This window comes from Polyangium sp. 6x1 (assembly GCF_029946515.1).
Classification (GTDB): domain Bacteria; phylum Myxococcota_A; class Polyangia; order Polyangiales; family Polyangiaceae; genus Polyangium.
In genome coordinates, this window is the sequence record NZ_JARZHH010000063.1 from 23,957 (window position 1) to 48,326 (window position 24,370).

Consider the following 24,370-nt stretch of genomic DNA (forward strand, 5'->3'; position numbering starts at 1 on the left):
GGACCGGTCGAGCCTGGCGGCCCGCCTTCCTGCCCCCCGCGGGCTTGGTTCCGGCGCATGGATTCGAACCATGATTAGGGGATTCAAAGTCCCCCGTCCTGCCCTTAGACGACGCCGGAGGGAGCTCCGGGAGTGACCGGAGCGCCAGAGGGGCGGGACGATAGCGCGACTCTCCTCGCTTGGCACGCGCCGAGGAGATGGTCCGGACCGTCCCCGGGAGGGTAAGCGCCGTCTCCGCGACGGTCGTTACCCTCTCCGAAGAGGGTCGAGACCCTCCGGCGGGAGGGTCGTTCCCCTCCGGGGGGAGGGTCGCTACCGTCGGACGCCCCGTCGCGACCGTCTCTGCCCAGGGTCGGCATGGTGGCGCGCCGACGGCGGAGGGGGCGCCACGGGGGTCGCTTCCATCTGCCGCACGGTCACAGCCGTCCTCTGCCCCACCTTCGACACGAGCTCGGAGGCGCCGGCCACGAGCGTGGGACGGTCCGCACCCACGCCTTGCCCGGACAGGACCACGGGCGCGATCCCTCGATGCACGAGCGCGACGCCCACGGCCGTCACCGCCACGACACACCCGAGCATGAAGGAGAGCCCTCCCTGCCCTGCAAAAGACCCTCGCGACCCACCCTTGCGACCGAAGGGCCACGCGCGAAGAGGGAGCGAAATGGGCTCCGAGTGGGTCTCGTCCCCCTCGGCAGACCGTACACGCGGAGGGTCTCCCGTCTGCGCCACGGCCCCGGTGAAGGTGAGAGGCGTCCTCGCCTCCCCCCGGGCGGGCGTGAGCGCGACGTCCGGCAGCGGCGCGGGCGTCACGAGGGGCGGGTCGAACGACACAGAATCGGCGAGCGCGTAGGCGAGCTCGGGGATCTGCGCGATTTGAGTCCAGCCTTCCATTCCGTCGCGCCAGACCGTGGTCTCGGCGCCGATTTCGCCCCTGGCGAGGGCCATCCAGAGCTCGAACGTGGTCATGGCCCTGAGGCCATCGCCGAGCTCGACGCACCATTCCGGCATAAGCCTCCCGCTCTCGGTGCTCTCCTCGTCGAGGTCGATGCGCGCGAGCTTGCGGCGTTTTTTATGGTTCGCGAACCAGGCCTTCGGGTTCGAGCGCTCGTAGGGGAGGGTCGGATGGCTCTCGCGCGCGAGCGGCAACGGATCCACGTCGGTCGGGCGGTCCGAGTCGGGCGGGAGCATGGAGGAGCGCGAACGGAAGACCGAGGGGATCGTGTCTTCCGGACTCCTGCTTTCGATGGACGACGACGCACACGACGCCTGCATGAGACGCCCCTTCCCGACAAACGCACGGCATCCGCAGGCCCCGCGATATGGGGCGAGCACGGACGCTCGGCGTGACTAGGGCGCTCCTACAGGGTTGTCGTGAGGTCGGCCAAGTTTTTCGTGGGGCTCACGAGCGGGCCTTTCCTCTGCGGGGCGGGTACACCGTGAGGACGGACACGCAGCACGTTGACAGAGCTGCGGGGGGCCTGCTCGCATCTTGGCGATGGCGCTCCCGGATGTGCGAAGGCTTCTCTCCCTCGGCCTCCTCGGTTGCGCGACGACGGCACTCGTGCCGCTCGGCTGCGGGGCCACGGTCAGACAACTGGCGCAGCAGGACGACCGCCCGCGCGTCCCCGATGCCACCGCGGAGCGCCTACGCGCGTGCGTCGACGAGCTCGGCGGCGAGCTCAGGGGCGGATACTACACGCTCGACGCCACGGTGAAGGTCGACGAAGACGGCAACGTCGTGGATGTGGAGAGCAAAGGCGTGCCCCATACGGAGCTCGCGGTATGCATGCGGATCGCGCTGCGAGGCATGACCGTCCCGGAGGAGCTCCCCAGGCTGCGCAAGATGCGCCTGTCCGAGTCGCCCGCGCCTGCGAACGGGCAGACGCCGGCCGAACGTGGGCTCGTCGGGCACCCCGGTGCGCTCGTGGTCGTGGCGATCGCCCTCGCCGACCTCATCATCGAGGCGGCCCCCATCGTCGTCGTGATCGCCGCTGAGCTGGAGCTCAGCAAGGATATTGCGGAGACGATTCAGAAGAGGCCGAGGTGGGAGAACGAATGCAATAGACACCGGACGGCTTGCCTGGGGACGCCTGTGCAAAACGAACCCGGGGACGTATGGAAGTCGTCAAGATGCAATCAATGTTATAAGCAATGTATTGCAGAGAAGAAGTGGCCCACGGAAGGCCCCTGGAAATCGTGCATATACCCGAACATCATATGGTAACACTTGGGTCGATATGACCACAGAAGAAGTAGGAATCGGTCAACTCTTCTCGGAGCTCACGAGAGCGAGCAACGCCATCTTGTTGGAATCGTTCGATCGGACCCGGAGCTATGCCGAAGTCGTCGATGACTACCGAAAAGTCGAGGCGGAGTTCGTGGCGCGCATGGGTGACAACGAGCTCGGCGTGCTCGAGACGAAGCGACGCATCGCCGAGTCGATCTTTTCGCTGGCGCGTCGCAAGGCTCCCAGCTTCGAGGTCTGTCGCGAGGCCTGGAACGGTCTCGTTCGCGTCGGCTTCACGGGTCTCCGCATGAAGTGCATGCATTCCTGGATGTACGCGGATTTCTGCGCGTTCGACGAGCAGCCCGAGGAAGGGCTCGCAGTGCTCGAGCCGCTCCGCGCAGAGCTCGTGGAACGGCTCGAACAAGCCAGGGCGGCGCGACGGCCCACCATGTTTTACGAAGACGAGCTCGAGACTTCGAGGCGTCTCCAGGACGAGCTAGAAGCCCAACGAAGGGGCGAGAGGAGCCCGACACGAGTCACGCGAAGCATGCTCGAAGGGTACGATCCGGGCCCTGATGGGGAAGAAATCGACCAAGTCTACGAGGCGATTTGGGAAACACGCCGCGCTGTTTCCAAGGCCTTTGCACGATCGCGAGGTCGGAGCTTCGCCGAGATCGCGGACGGCTACCGACAGGTCGAGGCGGAGGTCGTGGCGCGGGCACGCGCATGCGATGCCTACAAGCCTTTGGTACCCAAAGTGCGTCGATACATTATCCAAGATGCTCTCCGTGCAGCCTGTGGCTCCGAACAACCCTTCGAAGTTTGCCGCGACGCCTGGAACGAGGCGGTCCGCCTGGGCTTCTCGGACTTCGGGGAGCAATGCAAACTGACACGCATGTACGCGGAGTCCTGCGGGTGGAACCAAAAGCCCGAGGAGGGGCTCGCCGTGCTCGTGCCTCTGCTCGCAGACCTAGAGCAAGGGCTCAAGGCGAAGGAGCTCACGCGAAAGCGATGGCTCAAAGTACGCGCGAAACGAAAACCACCCATGCACGAGGAAGAGCCGTCCCCGAGCTTCTACCGAGATTGGCTCGAGTCCCTGGGCGAGCTCCGGGACAAGCTCGAAGCGCAACGAAGCGGCCCGTGAGCACGGCCCTCGCGGACGACGGCCATCCCCTCACGGCTCCACCTTCACGAGCCGACCGAAGATCGCATGGTGCCCGATCCACCCATTGATGTGCCCCCGGTTGTTCCCGATCTGGAACCGCCCATCCTGCACGCTTTTGACGAAATGCAGATACTCGGTCCCGCGGACCTTGCAGAGGACGATATCGCCGGGGTGGATGTCGCGTGGGTCGACGGGCTCCACGGTGCAGAGCTGGCCGGACTCGATCCGCGGAGACATGGAGTTGCCTCGCGGCCGGAAGGAAGCGACCTGCCCGGCGCGAAGCTTGGCAATGTGTCCAGTGGCCCAGCCCATGGCTCTGACGGCCAGGTTACAGGAGGTCGGAAGCGAGGGCCACCGGAGGAAGAGCGGCCAGGGGTGAGGCCCCTCTACACCCCCTTGATGACCTCACACCCCATGAATGGCCGCAGCACCTCGGGCACGACCACGGTGCCGTCGGCCTGCTGGTACTGCTCCAGGATCGCGATCACCGTCCGGCCGACCGCGAGCGCCGAGCCGTTCTGCGTGTGCAAGAGCCGCGGCTTCGCCTTCGGCTCGGGCCGGTAACGAATCGCCGCGCGCCGCGCCTGGTAGTCGCCGAAGTTCGAGCAGCTCGAAATCTCGCGATAGACGTTCTGCCCAGGCAGCCACACCTCGAGGTCGTACGTCTTCTGCGATGCGCCGCCCATGTCGCCCGCGCAAAGCAGAGACACGCGGTAGTGCAGGTTGAGCCGCCGCAGCACCTCTTCCGCGTTCCGCGTGAGCGTCTCGTGGTTCTCCGCGGAGGTCTCGGGCGTCGAGAAGCGCACGAGCTCGACCTTGTCGAACTGGTGCTGCCGGATGAGACCACGCACGTCCTTGCCGTGGCTGCCCGCCTCGGCGCGGAAGCAGGGCGTGTACGCGGTGTAGGCGAGCGGCAGCTTGTCCGCCTCGAGGATCTCGTCGGCATGGAGGTTCGTCACGGGAACCTCGGCCGTCGGGATCAGATAGAGGTCGTAGGCGCGCTCCGGATCGCTCTTGTGCGTCTTGAAGAGGTCGTCGGCGAACTTCGGCAGCTGCCCCGTGCCGTAGAGCGCCGAGTCCTTCACCAGGAAGGGCGGGAGGATCTCCGTATAGCCCTGCTCGCGCGTGTGCAGGTCGAGCATGAAGTTGATGAGCGCGCGCTCGAGCCGCGCCGCCGCGCCCCAGAGCACGGTGAAGCGCGAGCCCGACAGCTTCGCCCCGCGCGAAAAGTCGAGGATGCCGAGGCCCTCGCCGATGTCCCAGTGCGCCTTCGGCGTGAACGAGAGCGACGGTTTGTCGCCCCAGGTCCGCACGACGACGTTGTCGTGCTCGTCCTTGCCATCGGGCACCGACGGATCGGGCATGTTCGGGACGAGGGCGAGCTGATCCTGGATCTTCGACTCGACGTCCTTGAGCGCTTGCTCGGCGTCCTTGATCTCCGCGGACAGGCGCTTCAGGGCCTCGCGTTGCTCGGCGAACTCGGCGGACTTCTTGTCCGCCTTGGCCATCTTCTCGTTGGCCTGGTTGCGCGCGGCAGCCTTGGACTCGGAGAGCGCGATGAGCTCGCGCCGCTTCTGGCCGAGCTCGGCGATGGGGGCGAGGGCGGCCGCAGCCGCGGGCGAGCGCCGCGCCAAGGCGGCGCGGACGTCGTCCATGTGATCGACGACGTGGCGGAGGTCCAGCATGGGGCGGGTTTAGCCGAGACCTCCGCCGCTGTCAGCTACTCATCCTCACGAGGGGGACGCCTCGCGTCCCCCTCTCGTCCAGGCACAGCCCGGACGATTCACCCCCCGAGGCGAGCTCGCTACGCGATCTCGCCGAGCGCTGCTCGCTCTAGTTGTACGTCACTTTCGAGAAGGTCAGCCCCTCGCCCGACCGTCCGATCGAGATGGTATCGCCCGCCTTGAACTCGCCGCCGAGCAGCCGTTTGGCGAGCTCGTCCTCGATGTAACGCTGGATGGCCCGCTTGAGCGGCCGCGCGCCGTATTGCGGGTCCCAGCCATGCTCGATCAGGAACGCCTTCGCCGCGGGCGCGACCGTCATCGTGATCCCGCGCCGCGCGAGGCGCTTCTCGAACTGCGCGAGCTGGATGTCGACGATCTTCTCCATCTCGCTGTGCTCGAGCCTGCGGAACACGATGATGTCGTCGAGCCGGTTCAGGAACTCCGGCCGGAAGTGCTTGCGCACCTCTTCGAGCACCACGCGCCGCACGAGCTCGCCCTTGTCCCGCGGGTCGAGCCCCTCGCGCTCCTCGATCGCCATCGCCGCGGGCGTGCCGATGTTCGAGGTCAGGATGAGGATCGTGTTCTTGAAGTCCACGGTGTGCCCCTGACCATCGGTCAATCGGCCGTCGTCGAGCACCTGCAAGAGCACGTTCCACACGTCCGGGTGCGCCTTCTCGATCTCGTCGAAGAGCACCACGGTGTAGGGCCTGCGCCGCACGGGCTCGGTGAGCTGACCGCCCTCTTCGTAGCCGACGTATCCGGGCGGCGCGCCGATGAGCCGCGCGACCGTGTGCCGCTCGCCGTACTCGCTCATGTCGATGCGCACCATCGCCTTCTCGTCGTCGAAGAGGAACTCGGCGAGGGCGCGCGCGAGCTCCGTCTTGCCGACGCCCGTCGGCCCGAGGAACATGAACGAGCCGATCGGCCGCTTCTCCTCGCCGAGCCCCGCGCGCGAGCGCCGGATGGCGTTCGCCACCGACACGAGCGCGTGGTCCTGCCCGACGACGCGCTTTCGGAGCTCGTCTTCGAGGCGGAGGAGCTTCTGCATCTCGCTCTCGAGCATCTTCGAGACCGGAATGCCGGTCCATTTCGACACGATGGCCGCGATGTCCTCGTCGGTGACCTCCTCCTTGAGGAAGCTGCCCTTCTCCTGGAGCTTTCCGAGCGAGTCCCGCAGATCCTGGAGCTTCTTCTCCACCTCGGGGATCTTGCCGTAATGGATCTCGGCCGCCTTGCCGAGGTCGCCACGGCGCTTCTCGCGCTCCTCTTCCAGGCGGAGCTGCTCGGTCGTCTCTTTCGTCTTCTTGATCTCGGTGAGCAGCTCCTTCTCGCGCATCCATTGCGCCCGCATCGCGTCGCGCTTCGACTGCAGCTCGGCGATCTCGCGCTTGATGTCCTCGAGGCGCGCCTTGCTCGCCTTGTCCGACTCGCGCTGCAGCGCTTGCTCCTCCATCTGGAGCTTCACGAGCTGCCGCTCGACGTTGTCGATCGGCGTCGGCAAGCTCTCGATTTCCATGCGGATGCGGCTCGCGGCCTCGTCCACGAGGTCGATCGCCTTGTCCGGCAGGAATCGCTCGGTGATGTAGCGGTTCGAGAGCACCGCCGCGGCCACGAGCGCCGCGTCCTGGATGCGGATGCCGTGGTGAATCTCGTACCGCTCCTTGAGCCCGCGCAGGATCGCGATCGTGTCCTCGACGCTCGGCTCGCCCACGAAGACGGGCTGGAACCTGCGCTCGAGCGCCGCGTCCTTCTCGATTCGCTTTCGATACTCGTCGAGCGTCGTCGCGCCGATGCAGCGCAGCTCGCCACGCGCGAGCGCGGGCTTCAGCATGTTCGCCGCATCCATCGCGCCCTCGGCCGCGCCCGCGCCGACGAGCGTGTGCAGCTCGTCGATGAACAGGATGACCCGGCCTTGCGCGCCCTCGATCTCCTTCAGGACGGCCTTCAGCCGGTCCTCGAACTCGCCGCGGAACTTCGAGCCCGCGACCATCGCCGCGAGGTCGAGCGCCGCGATCCTCTTGTCCTTCAGCGACTCGGGCACGTCGCCGGCGACGATGCGCTGCGCGATGCCCTCGACGATCGCCGTCTTGCCGACGCCCGGCTCGCCGATGAGCACGGGGTTGTTCTTCGACCGGCGCGAGAGCACCTGGATCGTGCGGCGAATCTCTTCGTCGCGGCCGATCACCGGGTCGATCTTGCCGCGCCGCGCGAGCTCCGTGAGGTCGCGCGTGTACTTGTCGAGCGCCTGGAACTTGCCTTCCGGGTCACGATCCGTGACGCGCTGATTGCCGCGCACCTGCGTGAGCGCCGCGAGCAGTTTGTCGTGGTTGAGCCCCGTCCGCTCGAGGAGCTGCGCCGTGTCCTTGTCGCTCTTCAGCGCGGCGAGCAAGAGGTGCTCGGTGGAGATGAAGTCGTCCTTGAGGCCCTTCATCTCGTCCTCGGCCTTTTGCAGCAGGCCGAGCCCGCGCCGCGACAAGCTCGGCTCGGCGCCGCCGCTCACGCGGGGGTAACTGTCGATCTTGGCGTCGAGGGCCTGCAAAACGCGGCCCGGGTCGACGCCGGCCTTTTCCAGGAGCGGCGCCCCGATCCCATCCTCCTGAGCGATGATCGCTCGCAAAAGGTGCTCCGGATAAAGCTCCGGGTTTCCGCGGCGGCTCGCGAGGTCGACGGCAGCACGAACCGCTTCCTGAGCCTTGGTCGTCATTCTATCGATCCGCATGGCACGACCGAAACTAAGGCCGGATCTCGTGCAAGCAAGGCCCTTGCCAAGTGGCCGAAGAGGTCACACGCTCGGAGGTCCTTTTCAGGTTCTTCCCGATCGACACGATCGACACGGACGGGCGCCCTCGGCGAAGATGCGCCCTCATGCGAAGACACCGGATCTCTTTTCTCGCTTTCACGGCGCTCGTGGTGCCATCCCTCGCGGCCGCGCTCGCCTCGTGCGGTGACGGCAACTCGACCGGCGGCGGCGCCTCCGCGGGCACGTCCGCGGGCGGCAGCGGCGGCCAGGGTGGCCAGGGCGGCGGCGGCCAGGGCGGCCAAGGCGGCGACCTCTTCGGCGACAGCGGGACGACCGGGTGCACGCCGGGCGAGGCCTGCGGCGACGGCGGCGTCTGCACGACGGGCGACGTGTGCTGCACGCAGGACAAGGCCTGCGGGACGGCGTGTTGCGGCGACGCGGAGGTCTGCTCGTTCCAGCAATGCGTGGTGCCCGGCGCGACGTGCATCGACGCGACGGAGTGCCCCGCGGGCTCCTACTGCGAATACGCGCTCGGCGAGCCGGGCGGCGTGCCCGACGGCGGCGGCGGCTCGTGCCAGGGCGGCGTGACGCCGGCGACGGGCAAGTGCCTGCCGCAGCCGCCCGAATGCGCGCCCGGCATGGAGCCCGGCCCGAACGACCCGATCACCTGCCTCGCGAAATGCGAGTACAAGCCGCCCGTCGGTCAGTTCGAGCCCGTGCTCAAGTACGCCTGGGGAGACCCGGCCGCGGCGAACACGCAGGACAGCGTGATGATGGCCCCGGTCGTGATCCAGCTCGACGACGACACCTGCGACGGCGTCGTCGACGAGCGCGACATCCCGGAGATCGTCTTCCTCACGTTCCAGACGAACAAGTACAACGAAAATGGCACGCTCCACGCCATTTCGATCGTCAATGGCCAGGTCGTCGAGAAGTGGACGGCGAACGCCGGCGCGACGAGCGGCAATCACCCGGGCCGCTCGATCGCCGCGGGCAACATCGACGGCATGCCGGGCAACGAGATCGTGGTCTGCACGCAAGACGGCCGCGCGCGCGCCTACACGGCGGCGGGCGTGGAGGTATGGCTCAGCGAGGCCGGCACGTGCTTCATGCCCTCGCTCGCGGACCTCGATCAGGACGGCGACGTGGAGGTCGTCGTGGAATCGCAGATCCTCGACGGAAAGACGGGCGCCACGGTCGCGACGTTCAACCCGGCGAATACCTCGAACGTCGTGGTCTCGGACATGGACGCCGACGGCAAGCTCGACATCGTCACGGCGCGGCGCATTTACAAGGGCGACGGCACGCTCCTCGTCGACAACGGCCTCGTCGCGAGTTTCCCCGCCGTCGGCGACCTCGACAAGGACGGCATCCCCGAGGTCATCGCGATCTACAACAGCAACCACGAGCTCCGGATCTGGCGCGTCGACCCGGCCGAGCCCGGCGGCTTCAAGGTGGTGCGCACGGGCGTCGACATCAACGGAACGCTCAACCCGGCCCTCTGCCCGACGAACAGCGCGGGCTATACGCAAGGCGGCGGCCCGCCCACGGTGGCCGACTTCAATGGCGACGGCGTGCCGGACGTGGCCCTGGCCGGCGGCGTCGGATACGCGGTCTTCGACGGCAAGAAGCTCATGGACCCCGCGGTCCCGAACCCCGAGACGCTCCTCTGGAGCCGACAGACCCAGGATTGCTCGTCGGCCTCGACGGGCAGCTCGGTCTTCGATTTCGAGGGCGACGGCAAGGCCGAGGTCGTCTACGCCGACGAGAAAATGATGCACGTCTATTCGGGGACCGACGGGACGGTGCTCTACGAGACGTGCAACACGAATGGCACGCTCTACGAGTATCCGCTGGTCGCCGACGTGGACAACGACGGGCAGGCGGACATCATGGTCGTGTCGAACTCGTATTCGAGTTTCACCTGCGCGGACGGCACGAAGACGGCCGGCGTGCGGATCTTCGGCGATAAAAACGGAAACTGGGTCCGCACGCGCCGGGTGTGGAACCAGCACGGGTATCACGTGACGAACGTGGAAGAGGACGGGACGATCCCGACGGTGGAGCTGCCGAACTACAAGCAGCCGAAGCTCAACAATTTCCGGCAAAACGTGCAGCCCTCGGGCGAGTTCTCCGCGCCGGACCTCGTCGCCACGGTATTCCCGGTCTGCGGCGGCCCGACGTACAGGCTCGTGGCGCGCGTGCGCAACATCGGCGAGGCGAGCGTGCCGGCGGGCGTGAACATCGGGTTTTACCTGGACGATCCCGCGAACGGCGGCGCGCCCCTGCCCGGCAGCCCCGTCATGACCACGAAGGTGCTCTATCCGGCCGAGGCCGAGGACGTGAGCCTCCCCCTCCCCATGCCGCCGCCCGGCGTGCTCGATGGGTCGAAGAAGATCTTTGTCGTCGTCGACGATCAATCGCCGCCGCACGCGTGGCACGAATGCCGAACCGACAACAACGTCGCGCAGGGCAGCGGCGTTTGTGAGGGTGGGCCAAACTGATGGGAAGGACGCCGAGATCACGCTCGGCCCCTTCGACAAGGCCGCCGGGAACGCCGATGCCACCATCGAGGTGGTCGTCTCCTGGATGAACGTCGACGGCACGTCGTGGCAGAGGCCGGTGCCGAAGGATCGGGCCAAGGGCGGCCCGAACAACATGCTGAAGAAGTAAAACCCCTCGAAAAACGAAGCCCCCCTCGAGCAACGCCGAGGGGGGCCTTGTGTTGGGGTTTGTCCCCCCGTCAGATATCGAGGTTCTTCACGTTGAGCGCGTTCACCTCGATGAAGCGCCGGCGCTCGTCGACCTGCTCGCCCATCAGAATCGCGAAGAGCCGCGCGGCCTCGGTCTCGTCGTCGATCTTCACCTGCCGCAGCGTGCGGACGTCCGGGTTCATCGTCGTCTCCCAGAGCTCTTCCGCGTTCATCTCGCCGAGGCCCTTGTAGCGGCCGAGCGTGATGCCCTTCTTGCCGCGCTCGTCGAGGTATTCGATGAGCGCCTCGCTCGTCTCGAGCTTCGCCTCGCTGCCGCCCTTCGACACGGCGGTCCAAGGCGCCGGGCCCGCGGTCTCCACGAGCATGCGCTCGATGTCGAGCGCGTCCTTGTACTCGGGTAGGCCGAGCAGCTGCCAATCGATCACGGCCACGCGGCTCGAAGCGCCCGGCCGCGGCGTCACCGTGATGCGATGCGCGCCGTGCTCCGTGTCGAACGACGAGACGACCTTGAACGGCATCATGTCGGGATACCTGCGCTCGAGGTACGCCTGGAGCTTCTCGCGCGCCGACTCGACCTTCGCCGCGTCGCGCAGGTCCTCCTGCGCGAGGCCCGCCGAGCGGATGAGCGAGGCGACCATGCGCGCGTCGCACCGTTTGTCGAGGTTGCCGAGGACAATCTTGAATTGCTTCAGCCGCTTCGCGAGGCTCGGGAGCACCGCGGGAGGCACCGGCGTGCGGCCCTCCGACGACAGCGAGAGCTCATCGACCGCATTGCTGCCGAGGTACTCGTCGAGCGCCGCCTGATCCTTGAGGTAGACGTCCTTCTTGCCCTTTCGCACGCGATAGAGCGGCGGCTGCGCAATGTAGAGATGGCCCGCCTCGATGACCTCGCGCATCTGCCGGAAGAAGAACGTGAGCAGCAGCGTGCGAATGTGCGACCCGTCGACGTCGGCGTCGGTCATCAGGATGATCTTGTGGTACTTGAGCTTGTTCAGCTCGATCCCATCGTCGTCCTTGTCCTCGCCCTCGCCGCGCGCCGTCCGCACGCCGCTGATGCCGCAACCGAGCGCCGTGATGATCGTGCCGACCTCGGCCGAGCTCAGCATGCGGTCGAGCCGCGCGCGCTCGACGTTCAGGATCTTGCCACGGAGCGGTAGAATCGCCTGGAAATGGCGGTCGCGCCCCATCTTGGCGCTGCCGCCGGCGCTGTCGCCCTCGACGATGTAGACCTCGCTCTTCTCGGGATCCTTCGACTGGCAATCGGCGAGTTTGCCGGAGAGCGAGGTGATGTCGAGCGAGCCCTTGCGGATGACCTCACGCGCCTTGCGTGCGGCTTCTCGTGCGCGCGCGGCGAGCACCGCTTTCTCGATGATCTTCTTCGCGCCCTGCGGGTGCTCCTCGAAATACTGGCCGAGCTTGTCGGTGACGGCGCGCTCGACGATGCCCTTCACCTCGCTCGACACGAGCTTCGACTTCGTCTGCGAGTCGAACGAAGGGTCGGGGTGCTTGACGCTGAGCACGCAGGTGAGGCCCTCGCGGATGTCCTCGCCCGCGAGCTCCTGCTTCAGCTCCTTGAACAGGTTTTGCGCCTTGCCGTACTGATTGACCGTCTTCGTCAGCGCCGAGCGCATGCCGGCGAGGTGCGTGCCGCCGTCCTTGTTGTGGACGTTGTTGGTGTAGCAATAGATCTGCTCGGTATACGAGCCGCTCCACTGCATCGCGACCTCGACCGTGATGGGCGGCACGGGCTTCGAGCCGCCGTTGCCCGCGGCCTCGGCCTGTCCCTCGACCACGAACGCGATGACGTCGTCGTGAATCGCCTCCTGCGCCTGGTTCAGGAGCGCGACGAACTCGGCGATGCCGCCCTTGTAGTGGAATGTCTCGCTGCGGCCGTTCGGGCGCTGATCTTCGAGGTTGATGATCAGGCCGGCGTTCAAGAACGCGAGCTCGCGCAAGCGATTGGCGAGGATGTTGTAATTGAACTCCGTCACCGTGAAGATCTGCACGTCCGGCTTGAACGACACCTTCGTGCCCGTTCGGTCCGTCTCGCCGAGCGCCTTCAGGGGCTTGCGCGGCACGCCGCGCTCGTACTCCTGGAACCAGACCTTGCCCTCGCGCTTGATCTCGAGCTTGAGCCACTCGCTGACGGCGTTCACCGCGGAAACACCGACGCCGTGCAGGCCCGCGCTGACCTTGTAACTCGCGTTGTCGAACTTGCCGCCCGCGTGGAGCACCGTCATCACGACCTCGGCCGCGGAGACGCCCCTCGCGTGCATGCCGACCGGAATGCCGCGGCCGTTGTCCTCCACGGATACCGATCCGTCGAAGTGCACCGTCACGCGAATGTCGGTGCAGTGCCCCGCGAGGTGCTCGTCGACCGCGTTGTCCACGGCCTCCCACACGAGGTGGTGCAGCCCCGAGCCATCGTGCACGTCACCGATGTACATTCCCGGGCGCTTGCGCACGGCCTCGAGGCCTTCGAGCGCCGTGATGCTGTTCGCGTCGTAAGCCGCGCCCGCGGTCGTCTTGGATTCGGTTTGCTGGATGCTCGTCGGTTCGGTCGTCATCGGTCTCGTGCTTTCGGCTCCCGAGCGTCTGGCCGATCGGTTCGTTCCGACCCGCACGTTCGCGTGGGTCGAGAGGTTCCTCGGGCCGAGCGCGGACGCCTTTCGGTCACGCGCGCGGGGGCCGTTTGGAGTCGCGGAAATCTAGCCTTTTTGTGCCTCTTGGGCAAGCTCGGCGCGGCCCTTTTCGTGAGGAAATCACGCCCGATTGGTGCCCGTTTCTCGCGCTCGCGGAAGAGCCGCTCCGAGGCCGCGCGGAGGTCAGCCCGCGCCCTCGTCGAGCTCGCCCCGAAACACCCGGAAGTCACGCCTTCCCTCGGCCGGTATGTCCTCGGCGCGGATGAGCTCGGGGCGCGTGGTCGTCAGGAAAATCTGACCGCGATGGAGGGCGAGGAATGAAAAGAGCGCGCCGGTGCGCTCCGGATCGAGCTCGCTCGAAACGTCGTCGAGCAAGAGCAAGGGCTCGATGCCTCGCTCCTTGGCGATCGTCGCCGTCTCGGCCGCCTTCAACGCGAGCGTGAGCGCGCGGTGTTGCCCCTGCGACGCGACGATGCGCGCCGGATGCCCATCCAGCATCAGCTCGAGCTCGTCGCGATGCGGGCCAAACCCCGCCGATGCCCGGAACGCGTCTCGCTTTCGGCCGCGAAAAAGCTCGGCGCGCGCGGTCTCCACGTCGGCCGAGCCACCCGGCGCGTAGCGCGCGGTGAGCCGCAGGTCGGGCGCCGCGATTTGCGCGAACGCGCTCGCGAGCTCGACCACGAGCAGCTCGGCCGCGGCCGCGCGCGCCCGCGTGAGGGCCGCGCCATGCTCGGCGCAGAGCTCCTCGAACGCGTCGAGCTCGCGCGTATCACTCGAAGGTATGTCCGCGCCACGCCGCAAGAGCTCCTGCCGCGCCTTGAGCGCATGCGCATACCGCGCGCGGGCATCTGCGCTCTCGGGCCGCGTGAAAAGCGCGAGCCGGTCGAGCAGCGTGCGCCGTCCCTGCGCGGGCCCGCTCGACAGCGTGAGCTCCTCGGGATGAAACACCACGACGGGCGAGCGCGTCGCGTACTCGACGAGCGCGCGCGGCCGATTGCCGTCGATGCGCACGGTGACGCTCTTGCCCTGCACTGCGGCCGTCTGCTCACGCGCGAGGGCGGGAAGCACGTCGCCACGCTCGACGAAGCGCGCCTTCACGCTCGCGGCCGTCTCGCCGTGCCGCACGAGCTCACCCACGCGCGACGTCCGAAAGCTCTTCGAGGTCGCCGCGAAATAAATCGCCTCGAGCACGCTCGTCTTGCCGTGCCCGTTGTTGCCCCACACGACGTTGAGCCGCGGCGCGGGCTCCATGTCCACCCGCGAGAGGACGCGCAGTCCGCGCACGCTGAGCCGTTCGAGCTCGAGGCGATTCATGGGAGTCTTTTCACCCCCGCGAGTTCACTCACCCCGCGGGGCAGGTCGTTCACCCCGAGGCGTTGGCCTCTTGCCCCACTCCCTTCGGGAGAGGGGTTGGGGTGAAGGAGTTTCAAATCCGCATCGGCATGATGACCGAGACATAGCTCTCCGCCGCCGACTCCGTCGCAGGACGGATGACCGCCGGGTCGAGCTCGCCCGACACGCCGAGGACGACCTCGTCGTCGTTGATGGCCGCGAGCACGTCGAGGAAGTACTTCGCGTTGAAGCCGATCGTCACCTCGCCGCCCTCGTAGTCGATCGGCACCTCGTCGAAGCCGTTGCCACTCTCGGGGCTCTCGCTCGTGATGCGCAGCGCGCGCTGCGTGACCGTGAGCTTCACGCCGCCCGTGCGGTCGCTCGCGGCGAGCGAGACGGCGCGCAGGGCCTCGGCGAGCGGGCCGCGCGGCGCGCGGATGCTCCGGTCGCTCAGGTTCGGGATGACCTGCTGGTAGGGCGGGAACTGCGCGTCGACGAGCTTGACCGAGAAGGTCATGCCACCGACGCCGAAGAACGCGTTCGGCCCGCTCTGCGTGATGTGCACGGTGGGCGTCTCCTTGTCGACGCCGCTCGTGAGCCGACGCAGCTCGTGGATGGCCTTGAGCGGGATGAGCATCGTCGCCGTCGCGCTCGTGCCCTCCAGCGTGACCTCCATCTTGGACAGCCGGTGACCGTCCGTCGTGACCATGCGGACGCGATGACCGGCCCACTCGAAGAGCGCGCTGTTCACGTGCGCGCGCGTCTCGTCGGTCGAGATGCTGAAGTGCGTGCGCTCGATGAGGCGCGAGAGCAGCTCGACCGGCAGCTCGAGCGAGGGCGCGTCGGGCGCGGGCTTCGGGAGCTGGGGGAACTCGCTGCCGGGCATGCCGTGCAGCGTGTAGCGGCGCGGCGAGCCAACGGCCTTGATGACGGTCTGCGCGCCCTCGCGTGCGGTCACCTGGATGGGCCCGTCGGGCATGGCCTTCACGCGGTCGAGCAGGTCCTTCGCCGGAACGGCCACGGAGCCTGCGCTCACGATTTCGGCCGCCGTCTGACCACTCACCGCGAGGTAGAGGTCGGTCGCGGAAACGCGCAGCGCGTTCCCGTCGGCGGCGAGCAGCACGTTGGCGAGCACCGGCATGGCGCTCTTCTTGTCGGCGACGCCCTGGCAGCGGTCGACGAGGCGCAGCAGATCTTTCTTCGCGATGACGAGGTCCATGGCCCTTCAACTCCGCCGCGGCCCTAGGCAGCGGGTCGGTCCCTCTTAGCAGGGTTATCGGCGGGGCGAAGGTCGAAAAGATGACCGAGGCAAACGTGACCAGGCTCACGCGTTCCTCTCCGATCTAGGGAGGATCTTTAGATCTAGATCAGGTCGTCATCGTAGGGCCTGTGGACGATGGGGAAAACTCTGGATCGTCCCATGATTTCGGTAGGTTACGGAGCGACCCGCCTGTGGAGGAATCGGGGTAAGCCCGGGGTCGGGTCGGGGAGATCTTTAGGGGTGGGCGGTCGAGCCCGGTTCTGTCCCCAAGGCAGACCCTGGGATCACCGGAAGTTATCCCCAGCTTCCCCCCGTCCGGTTGTATGCACCGTGGCCCATGGCGGACGTGCCTTCATGAAGCGAGCGCTGGCCGCATGTTCCGCGTTCGGCGCGAGCGTCCGTCGTGGGAACGAAAACGCGATCGCCGAGCGATTTTGCTGTGGCCCTGCGCGGCGGAATGGCCGAACGTAGGGCTCTCGCGATGAGCGAACTCCGTTGCCGCCACTGCGGCATCCGGCACGACGAACGACTCGTGATCTGCCCGGCGACGGGGCTCGCCATCGGGCCAGGGTCGAGTCTTCCGCCGCGCCAGGCGATGCACACGCCGCGTTCGTTCATCCCGCCCGCGCCGAGCATCCCGCGGCCCATGGGCATCCCCGCGGCCCGCGTGCCCACCGCCACGCCCGCCGCGCACGCTCGCCCGGCACCTCCCGGCGCCGCTCCACGCAAAGACGGCCCCGCCTCGCAAGGCTCGCGCAGGCCCGAGCGGCGCGACTTCGTGGGCCACGTCATCGGCGACAAGTACCGCGTGAAGGCGCTGCTCGGCGAGGGCGGCATGGGTGCGGTCTACGAGGCCGAGCACCTCGCCATCGGCCGCATCGTGGCCGTGAAGGTGCTGCACCCGAAGCACGCGCAGCAGGCCGACGCCGTCGCGCGCCTGAAGCACGAGGCGCGCATCGCCGGATCGATCGGTCACCCGAACATCTGCGAGATTTACGACCTCGGTCGCCTCGAAGACGGCACGCCTTACCTCGTGATGGAGCGGCTCGTCGGCGAGACGCTCGACCAGCGCATCAAGCGCGACGGCGCATTGCCCGAGCGCGACGTCGCGGACGTGATGCACCAGGTGCTCTCCGCGCTCACGGCCGCGCACGCAAAAGCCATCATCCATCGCGACCTCAAGCCCGAGAACGTGTTCCTCGTCCGCAAGGCGGGCGTGCCGCCCATCGCGAAGCTTCTCGACTTCGGCATCTCGAAGACGATCGACGAGGACACGGCGACCGACCTCACGATGCCCGGCATCGTCATGGGCACGCCGTACTACATGGCGCCCGAGCAGGCGCGTGGTGATCGCGGGCTCGACCACCGCGTCGATCTCTGGGCCGCGGGCGTGATCCTCTACGAGGCGCTCACGGGCCGGCGCCCGTTCGTCGCACGAAACTACAACGCGCTGCTCGTGCAGATCCTCACCTCGAAGCACCGCTCGCTCGCCGAGGTGCGTCCGGGCGTGACGCGTCCGCTCGAGCGTGTCGTCGACAAGGCGCTCGCGAAGATGCGCGAGGACCGCTACCAGAACGCCGCCGAGTTCCAGGACGGCCTGCGTCGCGCGCTCGAGCCCGAGCCGCCGCCGCCCTCGCGTCGCGCGCCGCTGCAGCCCGCGAAGATGTCGTTCTCCGAGGACGACGACGAGACGATGGTGCTCTCGTTCTCGCGCAAGGACCTCGGCCTGCCCATCGCGCCGCCGCGCTCGTCGAAGCAGGGCCAGGGCGCCGCGAGCGCGGGCCCGCCGTCGAGCCGCGGAGGCCCGCCCCCGCCCATGACCGCGCCGCACCCGGGCGCCCTCGCGCCGCACGCGAGCACGCCACACGTCCCGGCGCCGCTGCCGCCTCCGTTGCCGCCGCCCGCGCCGCTGCCGCCGCCGGCACACCCTCCTGTGCAGCAGCACGCGCCCCAGGCGTCCGGCTCCTCGGGCGGCCCGCCGCCGACCATGCCGGCGGGTCAGCTCGCAAGCATGGGCGTCGGCAGCGGTCGTCAGGCATGGCTGCCGCCGCCGCCCGCGCCGCTGCCGCCGCCCTCGGCGCCGCCTGCGTCCGCGGCCATTCCGGTCCACGCCGCGGCTCCGTTGCCGCCGCCTCCGCCGCGCCCCGTCCCGCCGGCTCGTCCCGTCACCGACGACGACGACGACGAGCGCACGCTCGTCGATCCGCCCACGTTCCCCGGTGACCGGCCGTCGGACCGGCCCTCGGGCTCGGACGACCGGCCGACGCTCGTGCGCCCGTTCCCGGCGCGTCCGGTGCCCGAGAAGGGGTCGTGAGCCAGGGCGGATGAGTCGGACACCACGCCTCACGCGCATCGTCGGCAAAGGCCTCATCAAGGCCTACGGCCCCACCGTGGCTTTGCGCGGCGTGAACCTCACGATCGAGCTCGGCAAGCTGCTCGTCATCGAGGGCGCGAACGGCTCGGGCAAGTCCACGCTGCTCGGCATCCTCGGCACCGTGATCAAGCCGACCGCTGGAACGGTCGCCTACGAGCCGCTCGGTGACGACCTGCTCGCGGTGCGCGCCGAGGTCGGCTGGGTGTCGCACGAGACGATGGCGTATCCGGACCTGTCGGGACGGAAGAACGTGGAGCTCGCGGCGCGGCTCGTGGGGCTCGACGCGGCCGAGGCGTGGACGCGGGCGGCGTCGCGGTTCGAGCTCGGCGCGTTCGCGGAGAGGCCGGTGCGAACGTACTCGCGCGGGCAGCGGCAACGCATCGCGCTCGCGCGGGCGCTCACGCATGAGCCCTCGCTGGTTTTGCTCGACGAACCGACGACGGGCCTCGACAAGGCGGGCGTGTCGCGCCTGCTCGCGGTGGTCGACGAGGAGGTCGCGCGGGGCGCGGCCGTGGTCGTCGTCTCGCACGAGCCGGAGCTCTTCCGCGAGCGGGCCGGCGCGCGCCTCGTGCTCGACCGGGGCCGCGTGGTCGAAGCCGTTACCGGTTGAGGTTCGGTCGAAAAACGCTCCAATGAATCGTCACCGCGAATGAACAGTGGCGACGAACGCGAATTCATATTCGCGCGAAACCCGCGGACAACGTCGGTGTGACGAATTTCCGTCAGCCGTAATTTTCTTTTCTTTTGCGATTCGATTCGATAAGGATCGATCTCAGCGTGTTCCATTCTGAAAATGCATTGCGCCGGGGGGGCAGGCGGGCGCGCATCGCAGCGGTGTTGGCCGCGCTTTGCCTCCTCGGAATCGGGACAGGCGCCGGGGCGCAGACGAAAACGTCGGCCTCGGACGCGGCGCCGACCGAGATCACGGGGACGGTGCTCGCCCTCGAAGAGGAAGGCGAGGAGCTGATCCTGGACCTCGGGTCGAGCCTCGGCGCGACGGAGGGGGCGACGGTCGAGATCTGGCGCCCGCTGAAGCTCAAACACCCCGTGACCGGCAAGGTGATCTCCGATCGATTCCGGATCGGGACCCTCGAGCTCGGTCAGGTGCGGCCCTCGATGTCGATCGCCAAAGCGACCGGCACGCTCACGCGGACGCCCGAAAAAGGCGATCTCGTGATCCTGCGCAAGAGCCCCGCCCCCGGCAAAACCGCGCCCGCGCAGCCCGACGCGGGAGGCGAAGCGCCGGACAAGCTCCCCGGCGGCGACGCGGCGAGCGCCGAGCCCGAAGCGATCACAATCGCCACGATGTTCGACAAGCTCAAAGGCACAGACCTCGTGACGCGCATCAAGGCTTACGAGGATTACGTGCGGGAGAAGCCGAACGGCCGATATGCGCGCGTGCTCTACGAAGAAGCGGCGTCCTTGCGCCGGCTGCTCGAAGCCGACGGCAAACCCGCGTCGAAGGGTGTTCCCCTGAAAGGTCAAACCACGCGGACCGAGCCTTCGCTCGTGAGCTTCGCGCGCCCGACGGCGGCGGTCGAAGGCACGCCGCTCGAGCTCGCCGTGGAGCTCGACGACCTGGCCACGGGCGCGATCCTGCACGTGCGGACGCGAGGGAAACCGTCGTACACGCCGCTCGTCATGGCGAGCGCTGGCCCCGGATACTGGGCCGCCACCGTGCCCGGCGACCGCCTCGTGCCCTCGGAGATCGAGTACTTCATCGAGGCGACGATGGAGAACGGGGCGGCGAAGGCCGTCGTCGGCCTGCCCGGTTCGCCCGAGAGGATCGAGATCCTCGACGCCCCCAAGGTCGCGAAACCTGAAAAACGTATCGCTTCGGCGGTGTTGCTCACGGACTTCGCGGATTACAACGGGCTCAAGGGCAACGATCGGGTCTGGCAAACCGAAGGGACGTTCGGGCTCCGCTACGGCGACACGGGCGTGCGCGCGCTGCGCACGGGCTTCGGCGTCTACCGCGGCGTCGGCGGGTCGCTGAACGACCTCGACACGCTGGGCCTCTCGGGCAGGCCCGTGGGGCTGACGTACGGCTACCTCGAAACGGAGGTCGGATTCCACCGGCTGTTCGGCGTGATCGGCAGGGTGGCGATCGGGCTGCTCGACGACGGCGTCGCGGGCGGCGGGCAGGTGCTGTTCCGCATCGGCAACGACCGCGAGACGAACCTGGTCCTCGGCGGCGAGCTGCTCGGCGGCGTGGGTCTGCGCGGCTTCACCCAGCTCGAGCTGAACACCTTCAAGCGGGTGCCCATCCTGATCCGGACCGAGGTGACGAACCAGCCCGCCGGAACGAGCAGGTTCCAGCCGCCGACCGAGAACGGGCAGCCGACGCAATCGACCGAGGAAGGCGAGGTCGGCGCGCGCGGGATCGTGCAGGTGGGCTACCGGCTCACGCCCGGTCTCGTCGTCGCGGCGCGGCTGTCGTTCCAGGGCCGAACCATCAACCATGCAGGGCCGGGCTTCGGCGGGGCAGTGGGGTACGAATGGTGACGCGAACCTTCGCGAAGACCCTGGCCGCATTCGCGACGGCCGCGCTGTCGCTGCCCTTCGCGCCGCAGGACGCCGCCGCCCAGAAAGCCGCGGACGCTCCGGCCGGCGAGGCGCCGAAACCCACGCCGCGCATCCACCACGCGCCAATCGCCAGCGGAGAGCCAGCGACCAAGCTCGTGCTGGAGGCGTCGTTCGAGCACGCGGAGCTCATCCGGCATGCGCTCGTCGTCTACCAGAACGCGCTCGGCGAGATGAAGGCCATCCCGTTCCAGCGGGGCGGCGAAAAAGGCTACATCGCCGTCATCCCGGGCGAGGCGATGAAGGCGCCGGGGATCGGCTACACGATCGAGGTCGAGCAGACGAACGGGACGCGCTTCTCGGCGTTCGCCTCCCGGCAGCACCTCCACCCGGTCAGCGTGATCGAAGACCGGACCGACGCGAAGGAGCGAGCCGCGCTGAGCCGGCTCGGCGGTCGTCGCTCGGTCGTCGCGGTGGCGGGCGAGTACGTGGGCTTCGGGACCACGACGGGCACGACGGCGATCCCGTGCGCGGCGGGTCAATCGGGCTGCTCGATGGGCCAGACGATCCTGCCGACGGTGGACGAGCAGTACTACCGCGTCGAGGCGAGCTACACGTACCGGCCCCTGCGGACGGTGTCGGAGTTCGGCTTCCGGCTGGGCATCGTGCGCGGTCGGTCGCTCGTGCCTCTCTCGGAGTACAACGAGGAGCGGTACAAGGTCGGCCTGAACTTCGGCGCCGCGCGGATCCGGTTCCGGGCGCTCGACCTCTGGCACCTGGAGACGGAGCTCCTGACGAGCGTGACCGAGATCGGCTTCTCGGTCGGCGTCGGCGTGTCGACGTTGATCGGCGACCCGTACGGCTCGAAGCTGATCCTCGGGTTCGAGTCGATCGGCGTGGGCGACAGCGCGCCGTTCGGGAACCGGTTCTACAGCCGGCTCGATCTGGTCGCCGGCGACCGGGTGCTGGTCTCGCCGATCGTCGAGGTGACGGACATGCCCAACGCGGAAGCGTACGGCGTGCGTCTGCTCGGCGAGGTGGGCATTGCGCTCGGGCGCGGGTTCTCGGTGCAGGTGCGAGGCGGCTACCAGGCGCGAAGGTCGACCTCGGGCGGACCCGGGTTCGGCGGCAGCTTGCTCTACGCCTTCTGAATCTCACCCTGGAGGGCGAGCGTCGAGAGCACCAACTTCGCCGCCGCCCTCGTCTCCTCGGCCGCCGGCTCGGCCCGGGGAAACACGACCACCCTCGGAACGATCTTCAGCTCGACGAGCTCCGCGGCATTCGTGCCCGTGGACGCATCCGGCACGGCCGGCGGCTGGAGCACCAGGAGCGGCTCCGGCAGGTCCGCGGCCATCGTGCGGATCGCATGCAACGTGACCGCGACATCGTGGAGCACGCCGAGCCGATCCGAAGCCACGAGCAGGAGGTGATCGGGTCGCAAGGCGCGCGCGAGGTCCAGATTGACGACCCCGGGCCCGAGCGGCGACAAGAGCGCCCCCGCCGTCTCGATGACCAGGACCTCCGCGCACGCGTGCGCGTCGACCCACTCGGTCACGCGACCCAGATCGAGCCGCATCCCCAGACGACGCGCGGCGAGGTGCGGCGAGACCGGATCCGGCAGCGCGTAGGGCGGGGGATGTTTCACGTGAAACGTGCTGAACGCCGCGAGCGCGGAGGCGTCGGTCGTGATCGCGGACGAAGGCTCCGACGGGACGCCGGACTCGATGGGCTTGAGGCCCGCGACCGAGACGCGAGCCGAAGCGAGGGCGGAGACGAGGGCGACACCCGCGTGGGTCTTTCCGACGCCGGTGCCGGTGCCGAGGACGACAATGCGGCTCATGGTTTCCAGGCCTCCGAGAAGGCAGCGAGGATCCGGGAGAGGTCCGCGTCGGTGAGGCGCGCGTGCGCCGTGACGCGGAGGCGTGAGGTGCCCGGAGGCACGGTCGGGGGGCGAATGGCCTGAACGAGGACCCCGCGCTCACGGAGGCGAAGGGAGATCCGAACGGCCTCCTCGGGAGGACCCACGAAGCAGGGGAGGATGGGCCCATGCGAGGGGAGGAGGGCATCGCCGACGATGGAGGCGAGGCCAGCGCGGAGGCGGTCGGTGATCCGGTCGAGCCGCGTGCGCGCTTCATCGTCGGCCGCCACGCGGAGAACCCGATGCCGGACGGCAGCGGCGAGCGCGGGGCTGATCCCGGTGGAGAACACGAAGCTGCGGGCGCGATTCCACAGCCAGGTGCGAAGGGCCATCGGCCCAGCGACGAACGCACCCTGAAGTCCGAGCGCCTTGCCGAGCGCCCCGATGAGGACGTCCGGCCGAACGCCAGCCCGCGCCGCGAGACCACGACCTTCCGGCCCAAGGGTCCCAACCGCGTGGGCCTCGTCCACGAAGAGCGCGGCATCCCACCGGTCACACGCAGCCCGGAGCCGGACGAGGTCGGGCGAATCGCCATCCATGCTGAAGTACGACTCGGTGACGAGCCACCGTCGCGGCGCGTCCTGCGCCCGCTCGAGCGCTGCCTCGGCGGCATCCACATCCCGATGAGGAACGACGACGACCTTGGCTCCAGAGAGCCGGCACCCATCGATGATGGAGGCGTGGTTCAACGCATCGGAGACGATGACGTCCCCCGGCCGAGCGAGGGCCGAGATGGCGCCGACGTTCGCCGCATACCCGGACGAAAACAGAAGCGCCGACTCGAACCCGAGCCAGGTAGCGATCGTCTGCTCGGCGAGCGCATGCTCAGCATGATGCCCGCTGACGAGGCGTGAAGCGCCAGCCCCGGAGGGCGCCTCCGCGGGCGCCGGCCAGGGGTCGGTGCCGTAGCCGAGGTAATCGTTCGAGCAGAGGACGAGGCATCCCGCGGGCGGAGGCGCGCTCGGCTTGCGGAGGAGGCCCGCCTGTTCGAGCGCCGTGATCTCCGCCTCGAGATGGCGAAGGGCGCCGAGCTTCGTCATTGGTCGTCCTCGTCGGGGGCGTCGGCGCCGGGTTCGAGGGCACCAAGGGCGGCATCGACTCGTTCGAGCATGCGACCGAACGCAATCCGGGTGCGGGTCATCTGGTCGTTGTGGCGCGCGCGCTCCTCTTCGAGGTCGTGGGCGAGGGCGAGGGCGGCCAGGAGGAGGGCCTGGGGGTTGACCATGCGGCCAGGGCCGGCGACCTGGGTGAGCTTCTCCTCGACCACCAGGGTGAGGCGGTGGAGCTCGTCGTCGGACGCGGAGGTGACGACCCGATATGTCTGGCCGCTGATGCGGAGCTGGACCTGACGGCCACCCATGGCGGGGGGACGGTACCATGCGGGGGGCCGGGATGCGAGGCGGGGAGGGAGCTCGGAGGGGGCTGGCCACCTGGAGGGGCACTCGGGGTCGTTCTGATTGGATTTGGACGGGTGGAGTTTTTTGCGGGGTGGCGCCCGCACGTCTCGCTCGGGTGGGTGCATCCAGGAGCGTGATGGCCCCTGGCACTGGACCGCCTCGCGAGGCGTGGAGGTGAGCGTACCTCGCTCGGTTCTCTTCCGTGCCCCTCCAGGTGGCCAGCCCCCTCCGAGCTCCCTCCTGCGTCGATCTGGTTGGGTGTGGGGTTGGGTGGGGTTGGGGCGGGGGGCTGGGGCGGGGGCGGATGTTTCACGTGAAACATGGGGGTCGCTTGACGGCGTGGGGGAGGGTGG

19 protein-coding genes and 1 tRNA gene are annotated in these 24,370 nt (G+C 68.4%); 8 read left to right on the plus strand and 12 right to left on the minus strand.

What is annotated here, in order from left to right:
- Window positions 1-45: 45 nt before the first annotated feature.
- Together QHF85_RS38805 and QHF85_RS38810 are read right to left on the minus strand one after the other, a co-directional pair.
- Window positions 46-119, minus strand: a tRNA-Gln gene (locus QHF85_RS38805).
- Between the two features lie 193 nt (window positions 120-312).
- Entirely contained in the window at window positions 313-1,188 is an 876-nt protein-coding gene (locus tag QHF85_RS38810) for a DUF4339 domain-containing protein (RefSeq protein WP_281332460.1), read from the minus strand.
- 307 nt (window positions 1,189-1,495) lie between these two features.
- Here QHF85_RS38810 and QHF85_RS38815 point away from each other — a divergent pair, with 307 nt between their 5' ends.
- On the plus strand, window positions 1,496-2,224 hold the full coding sequence (locus QHF85_RS38815; protein ID WP_281332461.1) for a hypothetical protein: 729 nt from the start codon (window positions 1,496-1,498) through the stop codon (window positions 2,222-2,224).
- Here QHF85_RS38815 and QHF85_RS38820 read toward each other — a convergent pair.
- Window positions 2,214-2,651, minus strand: a complete 438-nt coding sequence (locus tag QHF85_RS38820; RefSeq protein WP_281332462.1) for a hypothetical protein — start codon at window positions 2,649-2,651, stop codon at window positions 2,214-2,216. The genes QHF85_RS38815 and QHF85_RS38820 overlap by 11 nt on opposite strands.
- Before the next feature lie 471 nt (window positions 2,652-3,122).
- Here QHF85_RS38820 and QHF85_RS38825 point away from each other — a divergent pair, with 471 nt between their 5' ends.
- The gene (locus QHF85_RS38825; protein ID WP_281332463.1) at window positions 3,123-3,371 is read left to right on the plus strand and encodes a hypothetical protein; all 249 of its coding nucleotides are present in this window, start codon (window positions 3,123-3,125) and stop codon (window positions 3,369-3,371) included.
- Window positions 3,372-3,401: 30 nt separating this feature from the next.
- Here the strand turns inward: QHF85_RS38825 and QHF85_RS38830 are convergent, their stop codons facing one another.
- From QHF85_RS38830 to clpB, 3 genes are all read right to left on the minus strand, one after another.
- Window positions 3,402-3,704: a S24/S26 family peptidase gene (locus QHF85_RS38830; protein WP_281332464.1), complete on the minus strand. Its 303-nt coding sequence runs from the start codon at window positions 3,702-3,704 to the stop codon at window positions 3,402-3,404.
- Window positions 3,705-3,778: 74 nt separating this feature from the next.
- Window positions 3,779-5,077 carry a serine--tRNA ligase gene (serS, locus tag QHF85_RS38835; RefSeq protein WP_281332465.1) on the minus strand — a complete coding sequence of 433 codons (1,299 nt, stop codon included), beginning with the start codon at window positions 5,075-5,077 and terminating at the stop codon, window positions 3,779-3,781.
- A 148-nt stretch (window positions 5,078-5,225) separates the two neighbouring features.
- On the minus strand, window positions 5,226-7,835 hold the full coding sequence (clpB, locus tag QHF85_RS38840; RefSeq protein ID WP_348652798.1) for an ATP-dependent chaperone ClpB: 2,610 nt from the start codon (window positions 7,833-7,835) through the stop codon (window positions 5,226-5,228).
- A gap of 146 nt (window positions 7,836-7,981) precedes the next feature.
- On the opposite strand from clpB, the gene QHF85_RS38845 reads away from it, so the two are divergent.
- The gene (locus QHF85_RS38845; protein WP_281332467.1) at window positions 7,982-10,360 is read left to right on the plus strand and encodes a VCBS repeat-containing protein; all 2,379 of its coding nucleotides are present in this window, start codon (window positions 7,982-7,984) and stop codon (window positions 10,358-10,360) included.
- Window positions 10,347-10,529 carry a hypothetical protein gene (locus QHF85_RS38850; RefSeq protein ID WP_281332468.1) on the plus strand — a complete coding sequence of 61 codons (183 nt, stop codon included), beginning with the start codon at window positions 10,347-10,349 and terminating at the stop codon, window positions 10,527-10,529. Before QHF85_RS38845 ends, QHF85_RS38850 begins: the two co-directional genes overlap by 14 nt.
- A 70-nt stretch (window positions 10,530-10,599) precedes the next feature.
- Here QHF85_RS38850 and gyrB read toward each other — a convergent pair whose 3' ends face one another.
- From gyrB to dnaN, 3 genes are all read right to left on the minus strand, one after another.
- On the minus strand, window positions 10,600-13,137 hold the full coding sequence (gene gyrB / locus QHF85_RS38855) for a DNA topoisomerase (ATP-hydrolyzing) subunit B (RefSeq protein WP_281332469.1): 2,538 nt from the start codon (window positions 13,135-13,137) through the stop codon (window positions 10,600-10,602).
- Window positions 13,138-13,395: 258 nt separating this feature from the next.
- Window positions 13,396-14,526: a DNA replication and repair protein RecF gene (recF, locus tag QHF85_RS38860; RefSeq protein WP_281332470.1), complete on the minus strand. Its 1,131-nt coding sequence runs from the start codon at window positions 14,524-14,526 to the stop codon at window positions 13,396-13,398.
- A gap of 112 nt (window positions 14,527-14,638) precedes the next feature.
- A complete protein-coding gene (gene dnaN, locus QHF85_RS38865; RefSeq protein ID WP_281332471.1) occupies window positions 14,639-15,763 on the minus strand; it encodes a DNA polymerase III subunit beta in 1,125 nt (374 codons plus the stop codon).
- A 523-nt stretch (window positions 15,764-16,286) separates the two neighbouring features.
- Here dnaN and QHF85_RS38870 point away from each other — a divergent pair.
- The 4 genes from QHF85_RS38870 to QHF85_RS38885 all read left to right on the plus strand — a co-directional run bounded on the left by QHF85_RS38870 (window position 16,287) and on the right by QHF85_RS38885 (window position 21,853).
- Window positions 16,287-18,119, plus strand: a complete 1,833-nt coding sequence (locus tag QHF85_RS38870) for a serine/threonine-protein kinase (protein ID WP_281332472.1) — start codon at window positions 16,287-16,289, stop codon at window positions 18,117-18,119.
- Window positions 18,120-18,129: 10 nt separating this feature from the next.
- A complete protein-coding gene (locus QHF85_RS38875; protein ID WP_281332473.1) occupies window positions 18,130-18,789 on the plus strand; it encodes an ATP-binding cassette domain-containing protein in 660 nt (219 codons plus the stop codon).
- Between the two features lie 224 nt (window positions 18,790-19,013).
- On the plus strand, window positions 19,014-20,684 hold the full coding sequence (locus QHF85_RS38880; protein WP_281332474.1) for a hypothetical protein: 1,671 nt from the start codon (window positions 19,014-19,016) through the stop codon (window positions 20,682-20,684).
- Window positions 20,678-21,853, plus strand: coding sequence for a hypothetical protein (locus tag QHF85_RS38885; RefSeq protein WP_281332475.1), 1,176 nt, complete (start codon window positions 20,678-20,680; stop codon window positions 21,851-21,853). The genes QHF85_RS38880 and QHF85_RS38885 overlap by 7 nt, the downstream gene beginning before the upstream one ends.
- On the opposite strand, the gene QHF85_RS38890 is transcribed toward QHF85_RS38885, so the two are convergent.
- The 3 genes from QHF85_RS38890 to zapA are packed head-to-tail and all read right to left on the minus strand — an operon-like array spanning window position 21,841 to window position 23,980.
- A complete protein-coding gene (locus QHF85_RS38890) occupies window positions 21,841-22,542 on the minus strand; it encodes a dethiobiotin synthase (protein WP_281332476.1) in 702 nt (233 codons plus the stop codon). The genes QHF85_RS38885 and QHF85_RS38890 overlap by 13 nt on opposite strands.
- The gene (locus tag QHF85_RS38895; protein WP_281332477.1) at window positions 22,539-23,660 is read right to left on the minus strand and encodes an 8-amino-7-oxononanoate synthase; all 1,122 of its coding nucleotides are present in this window, start codon (window positions 23,658-23,660) and stop codon (window positions 22,539-22,541) included. The genes QHF85_RS38890 and QHF85_RS38895 overlap by 4 nt, the downstream gene beginning before the upstream one ends.
- Window positions 23,657-23,980, minus strand: coding sequence for a cell division protein ZapA (gene zapA, locus QHF85_RS38900; protein WP_281332478.1), 324 nt, complete (start codon window positions 23,978-23,980; stop codon window positions 23,657-23,659). Before zapA ends, QHF85_RS38895 begins: the two co-directional genes overlap by 4 nt.
- Between the last annotated feature and the right edge of the window lie 390 nt (window positions 23,981-24,370).

What these genes read in the sequence shown, in the direction of transcription:
- QHF85_RS38845 (WP_281332467.1), top strand. Translation starts at nt 7,982, where the DNA reads ATGCGAAGACACCGGATCTCTTTTCTCGCTTTCACGGCGCTCGTGGTG.
- QHF85_RS38810 (WP_281332460.1), bottom strand. Translation starts at nt 1,188, where the DNA reads ATGCTCCCGCCCGACTCGGACCGCCCGACCGACGTGGATCCGTTGCCG.
- QHF85_RS38825 (WP_281332463.1), top strand. Translation starts at nt 3,123, where the DNA reads ATGTACGCGGAGTCCTGCGGGTGGAACCAAAAGCCCGAGGAGGGGCTC.
- QHF85_RS38875 (WP_281332473.1), top strand. Translation starts at nt 18,130, where the DNA reads ATGAGTCGGACACCACGCCTCACGCGCATCGTCGGCAAAGGCCTCATC.
- zapA (WP_281332478.1), bottom strand. Translation starts at nt 23,980, where the DNA reads ATGGGTGGCCGTCAGGTCCAGCTCCGCATCAGCGGCCAGACATATCGG.
- QHF85_RS38890 (WP_281332476.1), bottom strand. Translation starts at nt 22,542, where the DNA reads ATGAGCCGCATTGTCGTCCTCGGCACCGGCACCGGCGTCGGAAAGACC.
- serS (WP_281332465.1), bottom strand. Translation starts at nt 5,077, where the DNA reads ATGCTGGACCTCCGCCACGTCGTCGATCACATGGACGACGTCCGCGCC.
- dnaN (WP_281332471.1), bottom strand. Translation starts at nt 15,763, where the DNA reads ATGGACCTCGTCATCGCGAAGAAAGATCTGCTGCGCCTCGTCGACCGC.
- QHF85_RS38815 (WP_281332461.1), top strand. Translation starts at nt 1,496, where the DNA reads ATGGCGCTCCCGGATGTGCGAAGGCTTCTCTCCCTCGGCCTCCTCGGT.
- clpB (WP_348652798.1), bottom strand. Translation starts at nt 7,835, where the DNA reads ATGCGGATCGATAGAATGACGACCAAGGCTCAGGAAGCGGTTCGTGCT.
- recF (WP_281332470.1), bottom strand. Translation starts at nt 14,526, where the DNA reads ATGAATCGCCTCGAGCTCGAACGGCTCAGCGTGCGCGGACTGCGCGTC.
- gyrB (WP_281332469.1), bottom strand. Translation starts at nt 13,137, where the DNA reads ATGACGACCGAACCGACGAGCATCCAGCAAACCGAATCCAAGACGACC.
- QHF85_RS38895 (WP_281332477.1), bottom strand. Translation starts at nt 23,660, where the DNA reads ATGACGAAGCTCGGCGCCCTTCGCCATCTCGAGGCGGAGATCACGGCG.
- QHF85_RS38885 (WP_281332475.1), top strand. Translation starts at nt 20,678, where the DNA reads ATGGTGACGCGAACCTTCGCGAAGACCCTGGCCGCATTCGCGACGGCC.
- QHF85_RS38870 (WP_281332472.1), top strand. Translation starts at nt 16,287, where the DNA reads ATGAGCGAACTCCGTTGCCGCCACTGCGGCATCCGGCACGACGAACGA.
- QHF85_RS38830 (WP_281332464.1), bottom strand. Translation starts at nt 3,704, where the DNA reads ATGGGCTGGGCCACTGGACACATTGCCAAGCTTCGCGCCGGGCAGGTC.